Genomic DNA, 19,522 nt, shown 5'->3' on the forward strand with positions numbered 1-19,522 from the left:
TGCCATGCGCCCCGTCCGCGCCGTCGCACCCACACGAGCCCAGGCATCGGCCCATTCCTCGGTCCCGCAGGGACCATGACCAACCGCCGGGTAGTCGGATTGGTCACAGCGCCCCATTTGCGGAAAGATAGCCCCGTGCGCGCACTTCTACTTGAGAATCTTCACTCCAAGGCCACCGAGAACTTCGAGGCCGCCGGCATCTCCGTCGAGAACCACGCTGGCGCGATGGACGAGGACGAGCTCATCGAGGCCCTTCAGGGCGTTGAGATCCTCGGCATCCGTTCCAAGACCCAGCTCACCGAACGGGTCATGGCGGCCTCGCCCTCGCTGATCGCGGTCGGAGCGTTCTCCATCGGCACCAACCAGATTGACCTCGACGCCGCCGCGCGCCGGGGCATCGCGGCCTTCAACGCGCCGTACTCCAACACGCGTTCCGTCGTCGAGATGGCGGTGTCGGAGATGATCTCCCTGACGCGCCGCCTCCCGGTTCACCAGAAGCTCATGCACGAGGGCGTGTGGAACAAGAGCGCTGACGGCGCCCACGAGATTCGTGGCCGCACGCTGGGCATTGTCGGGTACGGCAACATCGGTTCACAGTTGTCCGTGGTCGCCGAGGCGCTGGGCATGAACGTCATCTTCTTCGACAGCGCTGAGAAGCTCGCTCTGGGCAACGCCACGCGCATGCCGTCGCTCGATGCCCTGCTGCGCGAGGCAGACATTGTGACCTTGCACGTGGACGGCCGCAGCGGCAACCAGGGCTTCTTTGGCCGCGAGCAGTTCGAATCGATGAAGCATGGTGCGCACTTCCTCAACCTGTCGCGTGGGTTCATCGTCGACGTTGATGCCCTGCGCGAAGGCCTCGAGTCCGGCGCCATTGGTGGAGCCGCCATCGACGTGTTCCCGGAGGAGCCCAAGAAGAAGGGCGACCCGTTCCTCACGCCGTTGCAGAACATCCCGAACGTCATTTTGACCCCGCACATTGGCGGATCAACGGAAGAAGCCCAGCGCGACATCGGCATCTTCGTGTCCACGCGTCTGTGTGACTATGTGACGAAGGGCTCTACGTCCCTCAGCGTCAACCTGCCCAACCTTCAGCTCGACCGCCCGTCCGGATCGCACCGCATCGCCCACCTGCACGAGAACGTGCCCGGTGTGCTCGCGGCCGTCAACCGAGTGTTCGCCGAGCACGAGGTCAACATCGAAGGCCAGATGCTCGCGACCCGCGGTGAACTGGGTTACGTGGTGACGGACATTTCCGCCGGCGTGACCGAGGAGTCCGTGGCAGCGTTGGGCGCCATGCCAGGAACCGTCCGACTGCAGGTGCTCTCATAACTGTCCACGACGCCAGCGACCCGATCGCATTCGCAGACCTCGGTCTGCCACCCACCCTTGTCGAAGCTCTCGACAGGGCGGGGTTGACCACCGCATTCCCGATCCAGTCGGCGACCATCGCCGACGCCCTTGCGGGGCGCGACGTGCTCGGCAAGGCCCGCACAGGCTCAGGCAAGACCCTTGGCTTTGGCCTCCCAGCCATCGCTCGCCTGGCCGACGGAGACAAGCCTGCGCCCACGAAGCCGCGCGCGATCGTGTTGGTTCCCACGCGCGAGCTTGCGATGCAGGTCAACGACGCGCTCGAACCGTTCGCCCACTCGATGGGGGTATCGCTACGCCTGGTGGCAGGCGGCCTGTCCATGACCAAGCAGGTGCAGGCGCTCGAACGCGGAGTCCACCTCCTTGTCGCGACTCCCGGACGCCTTGCCGATCTGACGCGCCGCGGACACGCGGATATGTCAGACGTGGAACTCATTGTGCTCGATGAGGCGGACCACATGGCTGACATGGGGTTCATGGACGAGATCAATGAGATCCTCGAACACGTGCCCGCTGGCGGACAACGCCTGCTGTTCTCCGCCACCCTTGACGGCGACGTCGACCGCCTCGTGGCGGAACACATGGTTGACCCTGTCCTCCATGACGTCACGGGCGGAGACGATGGTCCCGCCAGCATGACCCACCTGGTGCTGAGCATCCCGCCACACGTGAAGTACCAGCTCGCGCACCGGATCGTCGCGCGCGAAGGCCGCACCATCGTGTTTGTGCGCTCGAAGTTGGCCTGCGACCGTATCGCGGGCGAGATGCGAGACGCGGGTGTGCTCGCAGTGTCCCTGCACGGCGACAAGTCGCAGGCAGAGCGCAATCACGCCATTACGGGTTTCCGGGCAGGGCAGATTCCTGTGCTGGTCGCCACCGACGTTGCCGCGCGCGGTATCCACGTCGACGCCGTTGACCTGGTGCTGCAAATGGACCCGCCGTCCGATTTCAAGGACTACACGCACCGTGCCGGGCGCACCGCGAGGGCGGGCAGCGCCGGCATTGTGGTGACTCTGTCACTTCCCCACCAGCGCAAGACCGTTGACCGCCTCATCGACAACGCCGGCGTGGACGCGATCTTCCGCAAGGTACGCGGGGAAGATCAGGAATCGCTCGCGCTGCTCAGCGAGCTCACAGGCGCACGCGAGCCCTCAGGAGTACCGGTCCCCGAGCCCCTGCCAGACAGCGCCCTGCGTGGACGCGGCGGACGCGGACGGCCCGACCGTGGGGGTCGCGGCCGCACCGACAGGAACGGTCGTGAGCGTCCAGCGCGCACCGACTACGGTGCGCGAGCTGACCGCACCCGACGTCCTGCCCGGGGCCGCGATGACTTCGCCGATGAGTCGCGCACCGCCCGCGAGAATGCTCTCCTGGCACGCGAGGAGCGCCTCGCGCGACGCGAAGCCGAACTCGAGGCACGCGAACGCGACGTCGCGCAGCGTGGCCGCTCGCGGGACTACGAGACTGGGCCCGCGAGACGCGGCGGTAGCCGTGATCGCAGCCCCGAACGCGCGACCGGCCGTACTCGCGGAGATGACGACAACCGTCGTGGGTCCAAGCCAGAGGCGCGGCGCCAGGCGCGTGGTGACGGCGACACCCGGCGCCCACCCAGGACGGAGACTCGACGGGACTCGCGCTTCGACGACCGTCGAGACAGTCGCGGAGGCTCAGACAGTCGCGGAGCCTCAGACAGTCGCAGAGGCTCAGGCCGCTCGCGCGATGCACAGGCGCCCGCAAACGACGGCCGCCGCCGTCCCTCGAGCCGCCAGCGCCCACAGGATGATGCTCCGTCCACCGCGCGCGATCGTGGCCAGGCACGGCCCGAGGGTCAGGCGTTCGAATCCAAGAAGGGCGCGTCACACGGCAAGAAGAAGTCTGCCGCGAAGCAATCGGGCCGTTCGGGCAAGGCCCGGCCCAAGAACAAGGGGCAGGGCAAGGGCAAGCGCTCCAAGCGCTAACGGGCCGCCCGGTGGAGCCGGCGGTGCCAGAACGTGGTTACTGCTGACCCGTCCGGAGGTCCGTGATGGCCGCGTCGAAGTCGTCGAGGTTCTGGAAGTCCTGGTACACGCTCGCGAACCGTAGGTATGCCACCTCATCGAGTTCGCGCAGCGGCGGCAGAATCGCCAGCCCAATGTCGGTTGCCTTAATCTCCGCTGCCCCAGAGGCGCGGATCGATTCCTCGACCTTGTGTGCCAGCACTGCGAGGTCGTCGTCGCTGACGGGGCGGCCCTGGCATGCCTTGCGTACACCCCCCACGACCTTCTCGCGACTAAACGGCTCCCCCACGCCATTGCGCTTCATCACCATGAGGCTTGCGGTCTCAATCGTCGAGAAGCGCTTGCCACACTCAGGGCACTCTCGGCGCCGCCGAATCGCAAGACCGTCATCGGACGTGCGTGAGTCAATGACTCGGGAGTCGGCATTCTTGCAGAAAGGACAGTGCATGCCCCTACTTTCCCACGACTAGGCGGTTAGTCGGAATCCTGGGTCCGGCTGCCGCCTGGGGACCTACTCGCTGACGGGCACCCGCAGCTGCTGGCCAACCTGCAGGGAGGACCCTCCCAGTGCGTTCAGCGAAGAAATCTCCGAGACGGCATCGCGCACATCTTCGCCCTCGGGGGTGTATGCGGATGCAATCGACCACAGTGTCTCGCCGTGCGCCACGGTGTAGGTGTCGAAGGCAGTGGGTGTCCCGCCCTCGGAGTCCGCGAACGCCTGCGGGCCAACAATCGCGGCCACGATTGCGAGCAGCACAGCCACGACCGTGCGGCGACGACGGCGCATGACCGGGGTGTCGATCACCCGCACACGGGGGCGCGGCGCGGCGCCTACCGGGCGTGGGCGAACTGCCTGCTTGGGGCTCGTCATCGCAACTGCGGTCATGATCTCCTCCATTCGAACACTTGTTCGTCGAACATCTGTTCTATTTGTAGCACTCTGGGCTGGCTCTGGCAAGACACGCTCGAACATATGTTTGATTCCTGCGCTCGGGTGCTCTACCGTCATGAAGGACAGCGAATCACCGGGGTCTGACATCACAGGCGCCGGGCACCTCAGGAGGCGACATGGCGCAGGCACCGGGAGACGGCGAAGCCACCATCCACGAGTTCCCCGACAAAGGTGGCGCGGGCCTCAGTGAGCGCCAACGGCTCATTCTGGAGTTCATCAAGGAGTGCGTCGAGAGCCGGGGCTATCCGCCGTCCATGAGGGAGATTGGCCGGGCAGTGGGGTTGACGTCGACTTCCTCGGTACAGCACCAGCTGAGCGCGCTCGAAGGCAAGGGCTACCTGCGCAGGGATCCGCACCGCCCCCGCGCGATGGAGGTCGTGTTGCCGGAGGCAACCGACTCCCCCGCGCTCGACGCCCCTGCCGCCCCGCAGGCGCCGGCTGTCCCCGACGACGTCTCTCACGTCCCGCTGGTGGGCCAGATCGCTGCAGGCGGTCCTATCCTCGCGGACCAGGCAGTCGAGGACGTATTCTCGCTACCCCGTCAACTCACCGGACAGGGCGAGCTCTTCATGCTCACCGTCAAGGGTGACTCGATGATCGACGCCGCCATCTGCGACGGCGACCTCGTTGTCGTGCGCCGGCAGAACACCGCTGACAACGGCGACATTGTGGCGGCGCTCTTGGATGACGAAGCAACCGTCAAGACGTTCCGCCGTACAGACGGACAGGTGTGGCTCATGCCTCACAACCCGGCGTACACCCCCATTGATGGCACGCACGCATCGATCATGGGCAAGGTCGTGTCCGTCTTGCGAAAGGTCTAGCGGCTACTCGCCGTCTTTGCCGCTTCGCCAGCCATCCTGCCAGTGAAACTCGCCGGTGATGGCGCGGCGCATCGCGTTCATCGCGTTGGCGATGGTCGTCTGGTACACGCGCGACTGCTCGGTTTCGGCCTCCGCGGCCATAGTCCTCGAGCCCTTCTCGAAGTGTTCGAGGTACTCAGCGAACCTCGCGCGCTCAGCCTCCTGGCCGCGACGGAACTCTTCTGACGTGTCCTGGTCACTCATGTCTCTCCCTCACCCTCGCATCGTCTCTGGATAGAGGCTACTGCCCCGCCGCACGTGCGGCCTCGTCTAGTCGCTCGAGTGCCCCCACGACAACTGCCCTATCCGTCGTGCCCCACAGCGCGGGCATTGACCGGGCGAGGAAGCCGCCGTAACGCGCGTGCTTCAACCGCGAGTCCAGCACAGCGACCACCCCCCGGTCTGCGTGGGTGCGGATCAGGCGGCCTGCGCCTTGAGCCATCAGCAGCGCCGCATGCGTCGCAGACACGGCCATGAATCCGTTGCCGCCGCGTTGTGCGACCGCCTCAGTGCGGGCTTGAGCGATGGGCTCGTCCGGCCGCGGGAACGGAATGCGGTCGATGATGACGAGTGTGGCGGACGGTCCCGGCACGTCGATTCCCTGCCACAGCGACGTTGACCCAAACAGACATGCGCGCGGATCCGCCTTGAATTGCTCGACGAGCGTGGGCAGTTGATCGTCAAGTTGGTAGAGAACGGGCAGATCCAAGCGTTCACGCATTGCCTCGGCAGCCGCCTGGCCTGCCCGGTGCGACGAGAACAAGCCCAGCGTGCGGCCGCCCGCGGCCCGAATGAGAGTCTCCATCTCATCCAGCGCCTCATCGGTAATCCCGCCTGCGCCTGGCTTGGGGAGGTGCGCCGCCACGTACAGGATCCCCTGCTTGTCGTAGTCGAATGGGCTGCCCGCGTCGAGGGTCATCGGCTCGGACACGCCCAGGTGAGCGCTGATGGCGCGGAAGTCGCCGCCCAAGGCAAGAGTCGCGGAGGTGAAGACCGCGGACTTCTCCTCGATCAGCCGCGTACGGATGAGTCCCGCGACGTCGAGTGGCGCAGCCACGATGCGCACGGCCTGCCGCGAGTCGTACTCACCGTCGGGTGGAGCAAGCCAGATGACATAGCGCCCGTGTTCGCCCTGCAGCTCTTCACAGACGTCGTGTATCTCCTGCAGTGCCGCGCTCGCCATCTTGGCAGTGGCTGAGCCAGCGTCTGGCCCGCTCTGTTGGGTTTTTTGCACGGCGCTCAGCAACGCACGCGCGGCACCCCGCACAGCCTCGATAGCCTCCGCGAGCTCCTCGCCTAGCCCCGAGCGCAATCGCGTGGGCTCATGTTCGCCCAAGGCAGCGTCCAACCGGCGCGCAGCGCGGTCAAGGTCGTCGGTGGTGTGCCCCGCCCTCCTGGCAGCGCGTGCCGCCCTGTCCACGCGCAGCACAGTGATCTCGTGGGTCGCGGCGGACGTGATTCGCGACACGAGTTCGTGCGCCTCGTCCACGACCAGCGCGTCGTGGTCGCCCAGGAGGTCATGGGATGCGGCCTGCACGCCCAAGACGGCATGGTTGGTCACCACGATCTTCGCCTGCGCGGCCTCGTCCCTGACCTTTTGGGAGAAGCACTCCTTGATCATCGGGCATTTCGATTCCAGGCATTCGCGTCCCGACACCGACACCTGGGCCCAGGCACGATGGGAGACGCCAGGGATCAGGTCATCGCGATCACCAGTGTCCGTCTCGTCGGCCCACTGGTGCAGGCGCGCAACCTCTTCGCCGAGCGCGCTCGTAGGGCCCGCGGAGATAGGCAACATGTCGTCATCGGGTTCGCCGTAACCGCCAGCGAGTTTATGGACGCACAGATAGTTCGCGCGTCCCTTGAATAGCGCCGCAGCCGGGCGCGTGCCGAGTTCCGGTTCGAGCGCGTCGAGGACCAGTGGCAAGTCCTTGGTAAAGACCTGACGTTGGAGCGCAAGGGTCGCGGTGGACACGACCACGCGCGATCCTTCGCGCGCCGCGTGTGCCACGGCAGGCACCAAGTACCCCAGTGACTTACCGGTACCGGTACCGGCCTGGACAAGCACGTGTTGCTGAGACTGCAGAGCCTCGTCGACGACCTCGGTCATCTGGGTCTGGCCCTCGCGAGGAGAGCCCCCAAGCGCCCCGACAGCGACCTCAAGAAGCCGGACGGCCTCGTCCCTGTCACTCACGCGAAGACGGCCGCCTCCCGGAGCCGTGCGGCGAGCGCCTCATCCACGAGGGCCACCAGGTGGGTACCGGCGCCCTCGTGCGTTTCAGTGAGCACCTCGCCGTGCTTGTGCGCCTCGTTGACGAGGTCACCGCGGGTGTATGGCACAACCAGGTCGATGCGCACCTCGGGACGCGGCAGCTCGCGCGCGATCAGGGCAAGCAACTCGTCGATCCCCGCGCCAGTCAGCGCGGACACCTCGATGGTCATGTCCCGGCGCGCACGCAATCGCATGAGCGTCTCGGGCTCGGCGATATCCGCTTTGTTGAGGACAATGACCTCCTTCACCTGGTCTGCCCCTGGGACGTCGGCGAGCACTTCCCTCACGGCCGCGATCTGGCTCTCCGGGTCAGGATGTGAGGCGTCGACGACGTGCAGCATGAGGTCGGCGTGCGACACTTCCTCGAGCGTCGAGGAAAACGCGGCGACCAACTGGTGCGGGAGGTTGCGCACAAACCCCACGGTGTCAGACACCGTGAACTCGCGGCCATCCGGTGTGCTGGACCGCCGCACGGTGGGATCAAGGGTGGCAAACAGCGCGTTCTCGACGAGCACTCCCGCGCCCGTGACGCGGTTGAGCAGGGAGGACTTGCCCGCGTTGGTGTACCCCACGATCGCCACGTTGGGAAGCGCAAGGCGACGGTCCCGCCGCACGTTACGGGCCGGCTCCATGGCCTTGATCTGGCGGCGCAGTTGCGCCATGCGGGTGTGGATGCGGCGACGGTCGAGTTCAATCTTTGTTTCACCCGGGCCGCGCGAACCCATGCCGGCTGCAGCGCCACCCACCTGACCGCCGGCCTGGCGCGACATGGAGTCACCCCATCCGCGCAGACGTGGCAGAAGGTACTCAAGCTGCGCGAGTTCTACCTGCGCCTTACCTTCCTTGGACTTGGCGTGCTGGGCAAAGATGTCCAAGATCAGCGCGGTGCGATCAATGACCTTCACCTTGACGACGTCCTCAAGTGCGCGTCGCTGGCTGGGCGCGAGGTCGTCGTTGACGACGACGGTGTCCGCGCCCACGGCGTGCACGATCTCCTTGACCTCCTCAGCCTTGCCCTTGCCGATGTACGTGGCGGGGTCAGGATGGGGCCTGCGTTGCAGGACTCCGTCGAGCACCTGCGATCCCGCGGTTTCGGCCAGCGCAGCGAGTTCACGCAGTCCCACCTCCGCGTCTTCGACGGTGCCCCGGGAGAACTGCCCCACGAGCACGACCTTCTCGAGTCGCAACTGGCGATACTCGACTTCAGTGATGTCTTCAAGTTCGGTCGACAGGTTGTCGACACGACGCAATGCAGCGCGTTCATCGCGGTCGAACTGGTCCCCGTCGTAGTCGGTGCGGAGCGTCTGTCCCGCGCTCACTGCGGTCCCGGCGCGCGACAGCACACGGGAAATCGTCGCATCGTCTCGGCGCGCGCGGTCCGCGGAGGTGTCCTCATTCAGGTCTGACATATGCGTCTATTGTCTCACCCCGGGCAGACACGCACCACGCCCGGGCCTGTAACCTCGCTTGAATGAGCACCGCCGACCACTACTTCACGGCCGACCCTGCCTCCGCTGATGAGCGCCGCATCATCAGGGCGGCCATCGCGGGACGCGAAGTCGACCTCGAGACAGCACCAGGCGTCTTCTCCCCCGACCACGTCGACCTCGGCACCCAGGTGCTGCTGCGCCACCTGCCGCCACCGGCGGAGACGGTCCTCGACCTCGGTTGCGGCTGGGGTCCGTTGGCGCTCACCGCGGCGCTGCAGCGGCCCGATGCCCGCATCACCGCCGTCGATGTGAACAGGAGGGCGTTGGACCTGCTGGAGCGCAACGCGGCTCGCTTGGGTGCGTCAGCGGCAATCGAGGCGCGTGAACCTCAAGCCGTGCCCGCCGACCGCACCTTTGCCGCGATCTGGTCCAACCCTCCGATCCGCATCGGCAAGCCGGCGTTGCATGCACTCCTCAGTACGTGGCTTCCGCGGCTCGAGTCCGGTGGTCACGCGCACCTCGTGGTGCAAAAAAACCTGGGAGCGGACTCGCTAACGGCGTGGATCGCGCGTCAGCGGGACGATGCCGGCCGCAGTTGGGGTGACATCGAGAAGGTTGGGTCTGCCAAGGGCTTTCGGGTCTTGCGCTTGACGCGTCGCTAGCCAGTTCGCGGCGCCGTGCCGTCACGCGCCTGCGGGAATAGTGACGCCGTCGGCGACCAGGACCGCAGGCCCCTCAAGCGTGGTCGCATCGTCGGTAATCCGGACGGTCACTTCTCCCCCGGGTACCTCAATGTCCCACACACGTGGCGCATCGGCCCCACCCCAGGTGGACAGCGCCAACGCCACGGCGCAGGCTCCCGTACCGCACGACTGCGTCTCTCCTGATCCGCGCTCGTGGACGCGCATGCGGGCCCAGCCGCGCACCTCGCCGGCGACCTCTCGTTCGCCCAGGGCCACCGCAAACTCCACATTCGAACCGTTCCTGGGCGCCGGTGTCACCGTTGGCGCGGCCGTCAGGTCAAGCGCCGCGAGCTCGTCTCCTGTCGCCAGTGCCACGACATGGTGGGGGTTGCCCACGTTGACGGACAGCGCGGGTCGAGCCACGTCAAGCCCTGTCGCGCGCACCTCGGAATCGAACGGCTCCACCGTGGTCGCGCCCTCGCGGCCCACCACGTACGCTCCCATCCCGATCGCGTACCGGCACTCGCCAACGGCTGTGACACGGCGCGGGCCGCCCCGCGTCATGAAGTCGAGTCCCTCACTCAGATCTTCGCCTGCCTGGGATTCGAGGAAAGCCCCGAAGACCCGGGCGCCATTTCCGCACATCTCTGAGGTGGTGCCGTCAGCATTCCAGTAGTCCATGAACCAGGTCTGCGGCTCCGCGCCTGCCCCTGCGGGCAACGCGCCGGAACGCACGGCACGGATGACCCCGTCGCCGCCGATGCCGCCGCGCCGGTCTGCCAGCGTGCGCACGAGCGCAGGAGTCAGATCAATGGCGCCCGCCTCATCCATGAGCAAGACGAAGTCGTTGCGCGTGCCGTGACCCTTGGTGAAGGCCACGGCGGCGGTCGGCTGGGGCACGTCAGTCATGACCCCAGGTTACCGGCCACACGCACCACCGCCGCGGCAGCGCGTGCCACATCGCTCCTGGATGCGGGGGCTGGAATCCACGTCACCCGTGGATCGGGCCCAAACCACCTGCGCTGACGGCGCGCGAGACGACGTGTGTGTTGGGCGATGAGTTCACGGGTCTGCTGAGCAGTGAGCTCGCCATCGAGGTGCCGCAAGGTCTCGGCATACCCGACGGCGCGCTGCGCAGTGGTGGCCTCGCGCAAGCCGCGCGCGACGAGCGCACGGACCTCGTCCACCAGGCCGCCGTCCCACATGGCGTTGACGCGGGAGTCGATCCTGGGGTCCAACGTCGCGTAGTCGAGGTCGAGCCCCACCTGCACCGTCGGGATTTCGTAGGTGTGCTGCGGCAATACGGACGAGAACTGCTCCCCCGTCAGCGTGATGACTTCGAGTGCGCGCACAATGCGCTTGGCGTTGCGCGCGTCGATGCGCTCCGCAGCAAGGGGGTCGACGGCGGCGAGCTCGCCGTGCAGGATTCCCGGGCCCTCCGACTCGGCCCGAGCTTCCAGCGCGGCGCGCAGCTCAGGGTCAGTCGGCGGAAACGAGAAGCGGTCAATCAGCGCTCGGTGGTACAGCCCGGAGCCACCCACGACGATGGCACGCTTGCCCCGTGCGTGAATGGCCGCGATGTCCGCGCGCGCCTCCCGTTGAAAACGCGCGACCGAGGCATCCTCGCTGACATCGAGAGTATCGAGTTGGTGGTGCGCAATGCCGCGGCGTTGGTCGACCGGGAGCTTCGCGGTCCCAATATCCATACCGCGATAGAACTGCATCGAGTCCGCATTGACGATCTCGCCGTCGAGGGCCTCAGCCACCGCGAGTGAGACGTCTGACTTACCCGTCGCGGTGGAACCGACTATGGCGATGACCGGTGGCACCGGCGACGCTGTAGCGTTCACGCTCCGGCGACGCGCAAGGTGGGGATCCCCAGTCCTACTGGACCCGCGGCGGGTGTGCCCGTGCCGCAGGAACTACCACAGCCGCCACCCCCGTGGTCGTGGCCACCGTCGCGCACCTGCTGCCACGCATCGCCCGCCTGCGTGGATCGCACGGCGTAGGTCCCGCCGGCAATCGCGGAGTCGGCGATCAGGTGATACGGCGCCGCATGCGTCACATCGACCGTCACCAGGTCTCCCGGGCGGGGAGCCGGCCCGTTCTCGGGAACCGTGAAGTGCACAAGTCGGTTATCCGGCGCACGCCCGGACATGCGCTCGTGCTGCGCATCCTTGCGGCCACCCGAGCCCTTGCCTGTGCTGTCCAACACGAGGACCTCGACGGTGCGGCCCACGATCTTGTGATTTTCCTCGACTGAGATACGGTCCTGCAGCGCAAGCAGCCTCTCGAAACGCGCCTGAACGACCTCCTTGGGAAGCTCCGGCAAGTCGAAGGCCGGCGTCCCTGGCCGCGGCGAGTACTGGAACGTGAAGGCGCTCGAGAAGCGCGAGGCCTCGACCACTCGAAGCGTTTCCTCGAAATCTTCCTCGGTCTCCCCTGGGAAGCCGACGATGATGTCAGTGGTGATCGCAGCGTCAGGCATGACCGCCCGCACCTTGTCGAGGATTCCGAGGAACCTCGCTGACCGGTAGGACCGACGCATGGCGCGCAACACCGCGTCCGAGCCGGACTGGAGCGGCATGTGCAGACTCGGCATCACGTTGGGCGTCTCCGCCATGGCGTCAATGACGTCGTCAGTGAACGCTGCGGGGTGGGGCGAGGTAAAGCGCACGCGCTCGAGCCCATCGATCTGACCACAGGCACGCAAGAGCTTGGCGAAGGCTCCCCGATCACCGAACTCGACGCCGTAGGAGTTGACGTTTTGCCCCAGGAGCGTGACCTCGACGACGCCCTGAGACACGAGCGCCTCGACCTCCGCGAGAATCTCCCCCGGCCGGCGGTCGCGCTCCTTGCCACGCAGCGACGGAACAATGCAGAAGGTGCACGTGTTATTGCACCCCACCGAGATTGACACCCAGGCGCTCGAGATGGCGTCTCGACGGCTCGGCAGCGTGGACGGGAACACCTGCAGAGATTCCTCGATCTCCACTTGAGCCTCAGCGTTGTGCCGGGCGCGCTCAAGCAAAGCTGGCAGAACGTCGAGGTTGTGAGTGCCGAACACGACGTCCACCCAGGGCGCCATTTCGACGATCTCTCCACGGTCCTTCTGCGCAAGGCAGCCGCCGACGGCGATTTGCATGCCAGGACGCCTGGCCTTGACGGACGCCAACTGCCCCAGATTGCCGTAAAGCTTGTTGGCTGCGTTTTCGCGGACCGCACAGGTATTGATGACGACGACGTCTGCCTCGGATTCGTTCGGCGCGGCGGCGGTGTAGCCGGCGCCTTCGAGGAGACCCGCCATGTGCTCAGAGTCGTGGATGTTCATCTGACATCCGAGCGTTTTGACGAGGTACGTGGGTGCGAGTGCGGTGTCTGTCATGCCTATCCTGCGACGGCGTCCGCGCGGCGTTCGCGGATCACGGTCACTTTGATCTCCCCAGGGAAGCTGAGGTCATTGCTGATGTGCTCAGCAATTGTACGCGCCAGATCCCCTACCGCGGAGTCCGCGACCTCGTCTGGTTCCACCATGACGCGCACCTCGCGGCCGGCGGACATGGCGAGAACGCGGCTGACCCCTGCGTGCTCAGCGACCAAGTGCTCGAGGTTCTCGAGGCGTTCCACGTAGCCGTCAGAGTCGTCACGGCGGGCGCCCTGACGACCTGCGGAGACGGCATCAGCGACCTGCACGATCACGGCCTCAACCGTCTCTTGCGGCACCTCGTCGTGGTGGGCAGCGATGGCGTTCACGACGCTGGGCTGCTCGCCATGCTCGGCGGCGAACGCCGCCCCAATCGCTGCGTGCGTTCCGGGAGTGTCGTGTGTGAAGGCCTTGCCGATGTCATGCATGAACGCTGCGCGGCGTGCCAGGTCGACGTCTGCACCGATCTCTTGAGCGATGTCTGCCGCAATCTGTGCGCACTCCACCAGGTGGGCCAACACGTTTTGCCCATACGACGTGCGCAGGCGCAACTTCCCCAGAGCTTCGATCATCGCGGGGTCAACTGCGCTGACGCGTGCAGCCTCGAGGGCGTCGAGCCCGGCGTCATGGTGACGCTGCTCGGCCTCCTCAACGGACTTCGCGTACGCGGCCTCGACGCGCTGCGGGTGGATGCGGCCGTCCTCGACAAGATCGCGCAGCATGACCTCGGCGATTTCTCTACGCGCGACGTCGAAGCAGGACAACTGGACTGCATTCACGCCTTCTTCGACAATCACGTTAACGCCGGTCAGAGCCTCAAAGGCGCGGATATTGCGGCCCTCACGACCGATGATGCGCCCTTTCATCTCCTCGTTCGGCAAGTCGATCCATACCGTCGCGCTCTCGGAGGACGTGTCCGCGGCTTGGCGCTGCATCGCCTGAACGAGGATCTCGCGTGCCTTGCGGTCGGCGTCCTTGCGCGCGGCGCGGCCAATGCGGCGCACGGTCGTGCGCGCACTCTCTTTGGCATCTTTGATCAGACGCGCCTCGAGCGCCGTCCTCGCCTCGTCTGCATCAAGGTGGGCGATGTCAGCGAGAGCCTCGCGCTGCTGACGCTCGTAGCCGCTGCGCTCCTCGTGGAGGCGGCGCTCGTCGCGCGCGATGACTGCGGCACGCTCGTCGAGCGCGCGTGAGTACTTCTGGGCGGCGCGTTGGTCGGCCGACAGTTCTTTTTCGCGCTGCGCTACCCGCTCCTCGCGGCGTTGTGCCTCCGACAACAGCTCGCGCGCCTCCGTGCGGATACTCTGCACTTCCTCGGTGCTGGAGCGGCGAATGTCGGAAGCCTCGCGCCGCGCGAAGTGCACCAGCAGTAGGGACACCAGCAACAACACCAGGGTCGCGACGGTGGCGATCAGTTGCGTCACGCCCACTCTCCTTGGGTCTCGAGGCTCACGCGCCCCTCGGACGCTGGTGACAGACTACGCACCCTCACTATCGGCACGTTGCAAGTCTTTCACGAGCGAGAACGCCAACGACGGCGAATAACCACGCCGTCCGAGCATGCCCACGACGCGTCGCGCGCGAGCATCGTTGTCGACGTGCGACAACTGATTCCACCTTTTGTGCGCGAGCGCCGCGGCCGCGGCGCGCTCGTCATCGTCGCTGATCTGCTCGACCGCCTCCTGCACAAGTGAGTCGTCGAACCCTTTACGCCTTAGCTCCTGCGCGATCACGCGCCGTGCTTTGCCGCGCTCGTTGTGGCGAGTGCGAGCAATCGCGCCCGCCAAAGCGGCGTCGTCGAGCAGCCCCACCTCGACGTAGCGAGCGACGACCTCATCGGCAACGTCGTCGGGAACGTCGCGGGAGATCAGCGCCTCCCGCAACTGCCCCGTGGAACGAGGCGAATGCGACAGCAGTCTCAGCGCGATCTCCCGGGCACGCTCGCCGGGGTCAGCGTCGTGGGACGCCGACCCCGCGCGTGCCTGTTTGCGCTGGGACGAGGACGCCATCAGAAGGTGGCGCTCTCCTTGTCCTCCGGCGCTGCGTCTGCAGGCGCGTCCTCTTCACTCAGACCGCCCACGCCAAGCTTGCGCTTGACCTTCAACTCCACCTCAGTCGCGAGCTCAGGGTTGTCCTTGAGGAAGTTGCGGGCATTCTCCTTGCCCTGGCCCAACTGGTCGCCCTCGTAGGTGTACCAAGCGCCGGACTTCTTGATGAAGCCGTGCTCGACACCGAGGTCGATGATGCCGCCCTCCTTGGAGATTCCCTGGCCATACAGGATGTCGAACTCCGCCTGCTTAAAGGGCGGGGCCATCTTGTTCTTGACGACCTTGACGCGGGTGCGGTTTCCGACAGGCTCGGTGCCCTCCTTCAGCGTCTCGATACGGCGCACATCCAGACGCACCGACGAGTAGAACTTCAGCGCCTTTCCACCAGTGGTGGTCTCCGGCGAGCCAAAGAAGACACCGATCTTCTCGCGCAACTGGTTGATGAAGATGGCGGTCGTGCCAGTGGTGTTCAACGCACCGGTGATCTTGCGCAGGGCCTGTGACATCAGGCGCGCCTGCAGGCCCACGTGGGAGTCGCCCATCTCGCCCTCGATCTCCGCCTTCGGGACCAGGGCTGCCACCGAGTCGATCACGAGGATGTCAACGCCACCGGAGCGCACGAGGATGTCTGCGATCTCAAGCGCCTGCTCGCCTGTGTCAGGCTGCGAGACAATCAGGTTGTCCGTGTCGACACCCAGCTTCTTGGCGTACTCGGGGTCCAGCGCGTGCTCGGCGTCGATAAACGCCGCGGTGCCGCCCTGGCGCTGCATGTTCGCGACAGCGTGGAGGGCGACGGTCGTCTTACCCGAGGACTCGGGGCCGTAGACCTCCACGATGCGGCCGCGCGGCAGACCACCAATGCCGAGCGCGATGTCGAGAGCAAGCGAACCAGTCGGGATCGCCTCGACCGCTACCTTCTTCGACTCGCCGAGCCGCATGGCCGACCCCTTGCCGAACTGACGATCGATCTGCCCGAGCGCCGCCTCAAGGGCCTTGCCGCGGTCTGCTGCCTGTGCCATGTCATTTCCCTGTCGTTCGTGGCATTCCTGCCGTGCCGTTGAGTTCACTGACGACGCTACGCCGTACCTGTGACACAGCGGCCCTGGCGCGTGCTCGTGTGTGCACAACAATCCATGGAATTGCGTCCTGGGGACCAGCCTAGTCGAACGCATGTTCGAATGCGCGCCAAGCCGACGGGCGTGTCGCCGAATCGCCGCCAGGCGCATTCAGAACCAGCCGCGGGACGCTTACCGCGGCGGTGGGATCATCGTCTCCCGCTGGCCGCCGTCGCGGGCATGGGCAGGAACATCCATCTGATCACACAGTCCGTGCCATACATCCCTCGCAGCGACACCGTCCGACAACGCCTGTTCACAGGTGCGTGAGTCCAGCGCATCGAGTGCGAGTTCGCGGGCAAGCGTGCGTGAGTACCGTTCACCGAACACGGAGTCGGCAAGTGACCAAAACTCGCTAATGCGCACGGAATGAGGAGGCGCTACCGCGCGCGGACACCACTGAGGAGTTCAGGAACCGTGTCAGGGATGCGCGGCATGACCTCGACGGTGTCGAGGGATTCAGCGGTGGCGAAGCGGTCAGAGACCTCACGCAGCACGGTCGACATGGGCACGTCCAAGGCATCGCAGATCGACGCGAGCAGCTCGGAGGACGCCTCCTTCTGACCGCGCTCCACCTCTGACAGGTAGCCCAGGGAGACGCGTGCACCAGAAGAGATGTCCCGCAGAGTCTTGCCCTGCGTCAGGCGCGCGTCCCGGAGAACGTCGCCAATTTCGTTGCGAAGCACAGGCATGTGCCGCCTCCTCCCGATCATGGTGGTCACGCCATGTCCAACGCAGACTACCCCAGTTGTGTTCCCGACTGCCAGGCCCGCGCGCTCTGGGCGTCCGTGAGCACGGCCCAGGCGAGCTCGAGCGCGGCGCTGCGGGCCCGCTCGCGCACGTGCGCGCGGCCACCGTCGCAGTGGAGGCACCGCGCCCAGTCGCCATCTGCCGTGGCGACCGCAATCCAGACTGTCCCAGGAGCGTGGTCGCCGTGGGGCTCAGGCCCTGCGACGCCGGTGGTCGCGACTGCGAGGTCAGCGGAAAGCACGCGACGTGCACCGTGCGCCATGGCCGTGGCTACCTCTGCCGAGACGGGGCCTGGCGTATCGAGAATGTCGGCCCCCACACCCAGCACGGTGTGCTTCACGTCGACGGCGTAAGCGGTAATAGTCCCGCGATACACGGCCGATGCGCCTGGCACCTCCACGAGGCTCGCACCGACCGAGCCTCCCGTCAGGGACTCGGCGCTGCCCACTGTGAGCCCGCGCGCCCGCGCGGCCTCGATCACCTGCTGGGACACGGACGGGGCCGGGCCGGTCATCGCGGCTTACGTTCCGTCCGTAGCGGAGTGTGAGTCGGACGCCGCGCCTTGGCCGTGGGGCGTAGCCGCATTAGTGGCGCCGTCGCGCGATTCCCGGTGAGCACGCGCGGCGCGCGCGATCATGCGCGCATAGTCGATTCCGGTCACGACCGCCACGACGACGGCGGCGACGAGGATCCACCACGCGGCTACGTCGATCCATCCTGGAGCGCCTGGAATGAGGAACATGATGATCGCGGCCATCTGCAGGACAGTCTTGAGTTTGCCTCCACGGGAGGCGGGGATCACGACGCCCTTGGCGACCGCCAGGCGTCCGACCGTGACGCCGACCTCACGCACCACCAGCACCGCAAGCGGCCACCACGGGAGACCGTCAACCCACACCAAGCCGGCGAGGACGCCCAACACCAGTGCTTTGTCCGCGATGGGGTCGGCAAGCTTGCCGAATGACGACACCACGTTCCAGCGGCGGGCGAGGTAACCGTCGAGCCAATCCGTCAGCGATGCGAGCACCACAAGGATCAGCGACCACCAGCGGGCGGCGCCCTCCTGGTCCCCATCGATGAACAGCAAGAACACAGCAACAGGCACCATCACCAGGCGCATTGCCGTGATCGCGTTGGGGAGGGTCGCTGTCACGCCTCAACCCTATAGCCCGCTGGTGTGCACGTCGCCCATCGCGACCCCTGGATAATGGCCGCATGCTTGCCAGCCCCGCGACCAACCCGCGACGCCGACGGTGGATCGCCGCCGCCGCGGCGGCAGTCGTGGGCGGCGCATGCGGTGTCGCCGTGGCGGCGCTAGCCACCCAGCCGGACCCCACGGACCTCGCCACCTCTCCAAGCCCCACGCCGAGCGCATCTGCCGCGGCATCGGCCCCCCAGCCCAGCCCCACGCCGTCGCCGACTCCGACCACACCCACGGTGGAGTTCACAGTGGTGGCGGGAGGCGATGTGCTGCCTCACATGCCGGTCGTGCGGTCCGCCACACACGCAGACGGAATGGACTTCTCCGCGCTCATGGAGGGCATCACCCCGTGGGTGGAGGGCGCGGACCTGGGCTTGTGCCACCTTGAGTATCCCGTCGACGCCACCGGCAATTTCACCGGGTATCCCCTGTTTGGCGGTCCCGCTCAGCTCATCACCGACCTGCGCGAGGCGGGCTGGGACGGATGTTCCACGGCTTCTAACCACTCCGTCGACCGCGCCTATGCGGGCCTCGAGGCCACCATCGACACGTTGATCGACGAGGGGCTGGGGTACGCCGGCACCGCCCGCACCGAGGACGAAGCTGCACAGACACAGGTGTACGACGTCGAAGCTGACGGCCGCACAGTGACGGTGGCCCACCTGTCGTGGACGTATGGACTCAATGGCCTCCCTAAGCCCGAGGGCATGCCGTGGTCTGTCGACACGTTCGATGCCGACGCGGCCAACGCCGCCCCCATCATCGAGGCGGCTCGTGGCGCCCGCGACAAGGGAGCCGACGTCGTGATCGCCTCGGTGCATTGCTGCGTCGAGTACCAGACGGAACCCACCCCAGCGCAGCGCGACATCGCGCAGCAGATCGCGGACTCCGGCGCCGTCGATCTCTACGTAGGCCACCACGCGCATGTGCCCCAGCCCCTCGAACTGCTCGAGGGAGGCCCCACCGGCGAGGGCATGTGGACCGCCTTTGGCCTCGGCAACTTCTTGTCCAACCAAGACAGTGCCTGCTGCGTGCCCCAGACGGCTTCAAGCGTGTTGCTGTCCGCGACCATCTCTGTTGCACCCGACGGCGCGACAACGGTCACGACCGAGTGGACGCCACTCACGATCGACCGGCGCGACGCGCACACCATGCATGCGCTCACCGAAATCGAACAAGGGGCCGGCACCCTCACCGCGTCTGAGGTCGCCACCCGGTACGGTCTGGTGGCCGACGCCGTCGGGACACAGGCCACGGAACGCACCTCCCCCATCGGCCCCCTCGCTGACGCGGTGAGCGTCCGAGCGCGGTCAGAAACGGCTGCCGAGGCCAGCCCGGGTGCGAGCGCTTCTGCAAGCCCTAGCGCGCGCCCGTAGCGCACAGACGGCGCCGCCTGTCAGTGCAGCCGCAAGTCAG

Annotated in this window: 20 protein-coding genes; 5 read left to right on the forward strand and 15 right to left on the reverse strand. The window is 66.6% G+C overall.

Going from position 1 to position 19,522, the window contains the following annotated elements:
* The first annotated feature begins 135 nt into the window (after window positions 1–135).
* Both serA and AOP75_RS00540 read left to right on the forward strand, forming a co-directional pair.
* A complete protein-coding gene (serA, locus tag AOP75_RS00535; protein ID WP_439645176.1) occupies window positions 136–1,332 on the forward strand; it encodes a phosphoglycerate dehydrogenase in 1,197 nt (398 codons plus the stop codon).
* Window positions 1,333–1,415: 83 nt separating this feature from the next.
* Complete coding sequence (locus AOP75_RS00540; protein WP_236683046.1) at window positions 1,416–3,329, forward strand: DEAD/DEAH box helicase; 1,914 nt, start codon at window positions 1,416–1,418, stop codon at window positions 3,327–3,329.
* A gap of 37 nt (window positions 3,330–3,366) precedes the next feature.
* Here AOP75_RS00540 and nrdR read toward each other — a convergent pair whose 3' ends face one another.
* Complete coding sequence (gene nrdR / locus AOP75_RS00545; protein ID WP_062076447.1) at window positions 3,367–3,816, reverse strand: transcriptional regulator NrdR; 450 nt, start codon at window positions 3,814–3,816, stop codon at window positions 3,367–3,369.
* Between the two features lie 63 nt (window positions 3,817–3,879).
* On the reverse strand, window positions 3,880–4,254 hold the full coding sequence (locus AOP75_RS00550; RefSeq protein WP_201774134.1) for a LysM peptidoglycan-binding domain-containing protein: 375 nt from the start codon (window positions 4,252–4,254) through the stop codon (window positions 3,880–3,882).
* Between the two features lie 182 nt (window positions 4,255–4,436).
* Between AOP75_RS00550 and lexA the strand changes: the two genes are divergently transcribed.
* Window positions 4,437–5,144, forward strand: coding sequence for a transcriptional repressor LexA (gene lexA / locus AOP75_RS00555; protein WP_062076449.1), 708 nt, complete (start codon window positions 4,437–4,439; stop codon window positions 5,142–5,144).
* A 3-nt stretch (window positions 5,145–5,147) separates the two neighbouring features.
* Here lexA and AOP75_RS00560 read toward each other — a convergent pair whose 3' ends face one another.
* Genes AOP75_RS00560 through hflX form a run of 3 tightly spaced genes read right to left on the reverse strand, consistent with a single transcriptional unit; the run spans window position 5,148 to window position 8,864 of the window.
* Entirely contained in the window at window positions 5,148–5,387 is a 240-nt protein-coding gene (locus AOP75_RS00560) for a hypothetical protein (RefSeq protein ID WP_062076450.1), read from the reverse strand.
* 37 nt (window positions 5,388–5,424) lie between these two features.
* On the reverse strand, window positions 5,425–7,377 hold the full coding sequence (locus AOP75_RS00565) for an ATP-dependent DNA helicase (protein WP_062076451.1): 1,953 nt from the start codon (window positions 7,375–7,377) through the stop codon (window positions 5,425–5,427).
* Window positions 7,374–8,864, reverse strand: coding sequence for a GTPase HflX (gene hflX, locus AOP75_RS00570; protein WP_062076452.1), 1,491 nt, complete (start codon window positions 8,862–8,864; stop codon window positions 7,374–7,376). The genes AOP75_RS00565 and hflX overlap by 4 nt, the downstream gene beginning before the upstream one ends.
* A 62-nt stretch (window positions 8,865–8,926) precedes the next feature.
* On the opposite strand from hflX, the gene AOP75_RS00575 reads away from it, so the two are divergent.
* Window positions 8,927–9,547: a class I SAM-dependent methyltransferase gene (locus AOP75_RS00575; protein WP_062076453.1), complete on the forward strand. Its 621-nt coding sequence runs from the start codon at window positions 8,927–8,929 to the stop codon at window positions 9,545–9,547.
* Between the two features lie 21 nt (window positions 9,548–9,568).
* Here the strand turns inward: AOP75_RS00575 and dapF are convergent, their stop codons facing one another.
* From dapF to pgsA, 10 genes are all read right to left on the reverse strand, one after another.
* Window positions 9,569–10,477: a diaminopimelate epimerase gene (dapF, locus tag AOP75_RS00580; protein WP_062076454.1), complete on the reverse strand. Its 909-nt coding sequence runs from the start codon at window positions 10,475–10,477 to the stop codon at window positions 9,569–9,571.
* A complete protein-coding gene (gene miaA, locus AOP75_RS00585) occupies window positions 10,474–11,397 on the reverse strand; it encodes a tRNA (adenosine(37)-N6)-dimethylallyltransferase MiaA (protein WP_152649893.1) in 924 nt (307 codons plus the stop codon). Before miaA ends, dapF begins: the two co-directional genes overlap by 4 nt.
* Window positions 11,398–11,414: 17 nt before the next feature.
* A complete protein-coding gene (miaB, locus tag AOP75_RS00590) occupies window positions 11,415–12,953 on the reverse strand; it encodes a tRNA (N6-isopentenyl adenosine(37)-C2)-methylthiotransferase MiaB (RefSeq protein WP_062076456.1) in 1,539 nt (512 codons plus the stop codon).
* 2 nt (window positions 12,954–12,955) lie between these two features.
* Window positions 12,956–14,416, reverse strand: coding sequence for a ribonuclease Y (gene rny, locus AOP75_RS00595; protein WP_152649894.1), 1,461 nt, complete (start codon window positions 14,414–14,416; stop codon window positions 12,956–12,958).
* A gap of 54 nt (window positions 14,417–14,470) precedes the next feature.
* Window positions 14,471–15,001 (reverse strand): regulatory protein RecX, encoded by a 531-nt coding sequence (locus AOP75_RS00600; RefSeq protein WP_062076458.1) that lies wholly within the window; start codon window positions 14,999–15,001, stop codon window positions 14,471–14,473.
* Window positions 15,001–16,059, reverse strand: coding sequence for a recombinase RecA (recA, locus tag AOP75_RS00605; protein ID WP_062076459.1), 1,059 nt, complete (start codon window positions 16,057–16,059; stop codon window positions 15,001–15,003). The genes AOP75_RS00600 and recA overlap by 1 nt, the downstream gene beginning before the upstream one ends.
* Before the next feature lie 228 nt (window positions 16,060–16,287).
* On the reverse strand, window positions 16,288–16,521 hold the full coding sequence (locus AOP75_RS00610) for a DUF3046 domain-containing protein (protein WP_062076460.1): 234 nt from the start codon (window positions 16,519–16,521) through the stop codon (window positions 16,288–16,290).
* Between the two features lie 14 nt (window positions 16,522–16,535).
* The gene (locus AOP75_RS00615; RefSeq protein ID WP_062076461.1) at window positions 16,536–16,847 is read right to left on the reverse strand and encodes a helix-turn-helix domain-containing protein; all 312 of its coding nucleotides are present in this window, start codon (window positions 16,845–16,847) and stop codon (window positions 16,536–16,538) included.
* A gap of 47 nt (window positions 16,848–16,894) precedes the next feature.
* Complete coding sequence (locus tag AOP75_RS00620) at window positions 16,895–17,419, reverse strand: CinA family protein (protein WP_062076462.1); 525 nt, start codon at window positions 17,417–17,419, stop codon at window positions 16,895–16,897.
* A 6-nt stretch (window positions 17,420–17,425) separates the two neighbouring features.
* Entirely contained in the window at window positions 17,426–18,058 is a 633-nt protein-coding gene (gene pgsA, locus AOP75_RS00625) for a CDP-diacylglycerol--glycerol-3-phosphate 3-phosphatidyltransferase (RefSeq protein WP_062076463.1), read from the reverse strand.
* Window positions 18,059–18,120: 62 nt separating this feature from the next.
* On the opposite strand from pgsA, the gene AOP75_RS00630 reads away from it, so the two are divergent.
* Window positions 18,121–19,482 carry a CapA family protein gene (locus AOP75_RS00630; RefSeq protein ID WP_083966584.1) on the forward strand — a complete coding sequence of 454 codons (1,362 nt, stop codon included), beginning with the start codon at window positions 18,121–18,123 and terminating at the stop codon, window positions 19,480–19,482.
* Window positions 19,483–19,522 lie beyond the last annotated feature (40 nt).

The organism is Demequina globuliformis (genome assembly GCF_000975155.1).
GTDB lineage: Bacteria > Actinomycetota > Actinomycetes > Actinomycetales > Demequinaceae > Demequina > Demequina globuliformis.

Coding starts and splice junctions, on each gene's coding strand:
- nrdR (WP_062076447.1), bottom strand. CDS start 3,816: ATGCACTGTCCTTTCTGCAAGAATGCCGACTCCCGAGTCATTGACTCA.
- AOP75_RS00550 (WP_201774134.1), bottom strand. CDS start 4,254: ATGACCGCAGTTGCGATGACGAGCCCCAAGCAGGCAGTTCGCCCACGC.
- lexA (WP_062076449.1), top strand. CDS start 4,437: ATGGCGCAGGCACCGGGAGACGGCGAAGCCACCATCCACGAGTTCCCC.
- AOP75_RS00560 (WP_062076450.1), bottom strand. CDS start 5,387: ATGAGTGACCAGGACACGTCAGAAGAGTTCCGTCGCGGCCAGGAGGCT.
- hflX (WP_062076452.1), bottom strand. CDS start 8,864: ATGTCAGACCTGAATGAGGACACCTCCGCGGACCGCGCGCGCCGAGAC.
- AOP75_RS00575 (WP_062076453.1), top strand. CDS start 8,927: ATGAGCACCGCCGACCACTACTTCACGGCCGACCCTGCCTCCGCTGAT.
- dapF (WP_062076454.1), bottom strand. CDS start 10,477: ATGACTGACGTGCCCCAGCCGACCGCCGCCGTGGCCTTCACCAAGGGT.
- miaB (WP_062076456.1), bottom strand. CDS start 12,953: ATGACAGACACCGCACTCGCACCCACGTACCTCGTCAAAACGCTCGGA.
- AOP75_RS00600 (WP_062076458.1), bottom strand. CDS start 15,001: ATGGCGTCCTCGTCCCAGCGCAAACAGGCACGCGCGGGGTCGGCGTCC.
- recA (WP_062076459.1), bottom strand. CDS start 16,059: ATGGCACAGGCAGCAGACCGCGGCAAGGCCCTTGAGGCGGCGCTCGGG.
- AOP75_RS00615 (WP_062076461.1), bottom strand. CDS start 16,847: ATGCCTGTGCTTCGCAACGAAATTGGCGACGTTCTCCGGGACGCGCGC.
- AOP75_RS00620 (WP_062076462.1), bottom strand. CDS start 17,419: ATGACCGGCCCGGCCCCGTCCGTGTCCCAGCAGGTGATCGAGGCCGCG.
- AOP75_RS00630 (WP_083966584.1), top strand. CDS start 18,121: ATGCTTGCCAGCCCCGCGACCAACCCGCGACGCCGACGGTGGATCGCC.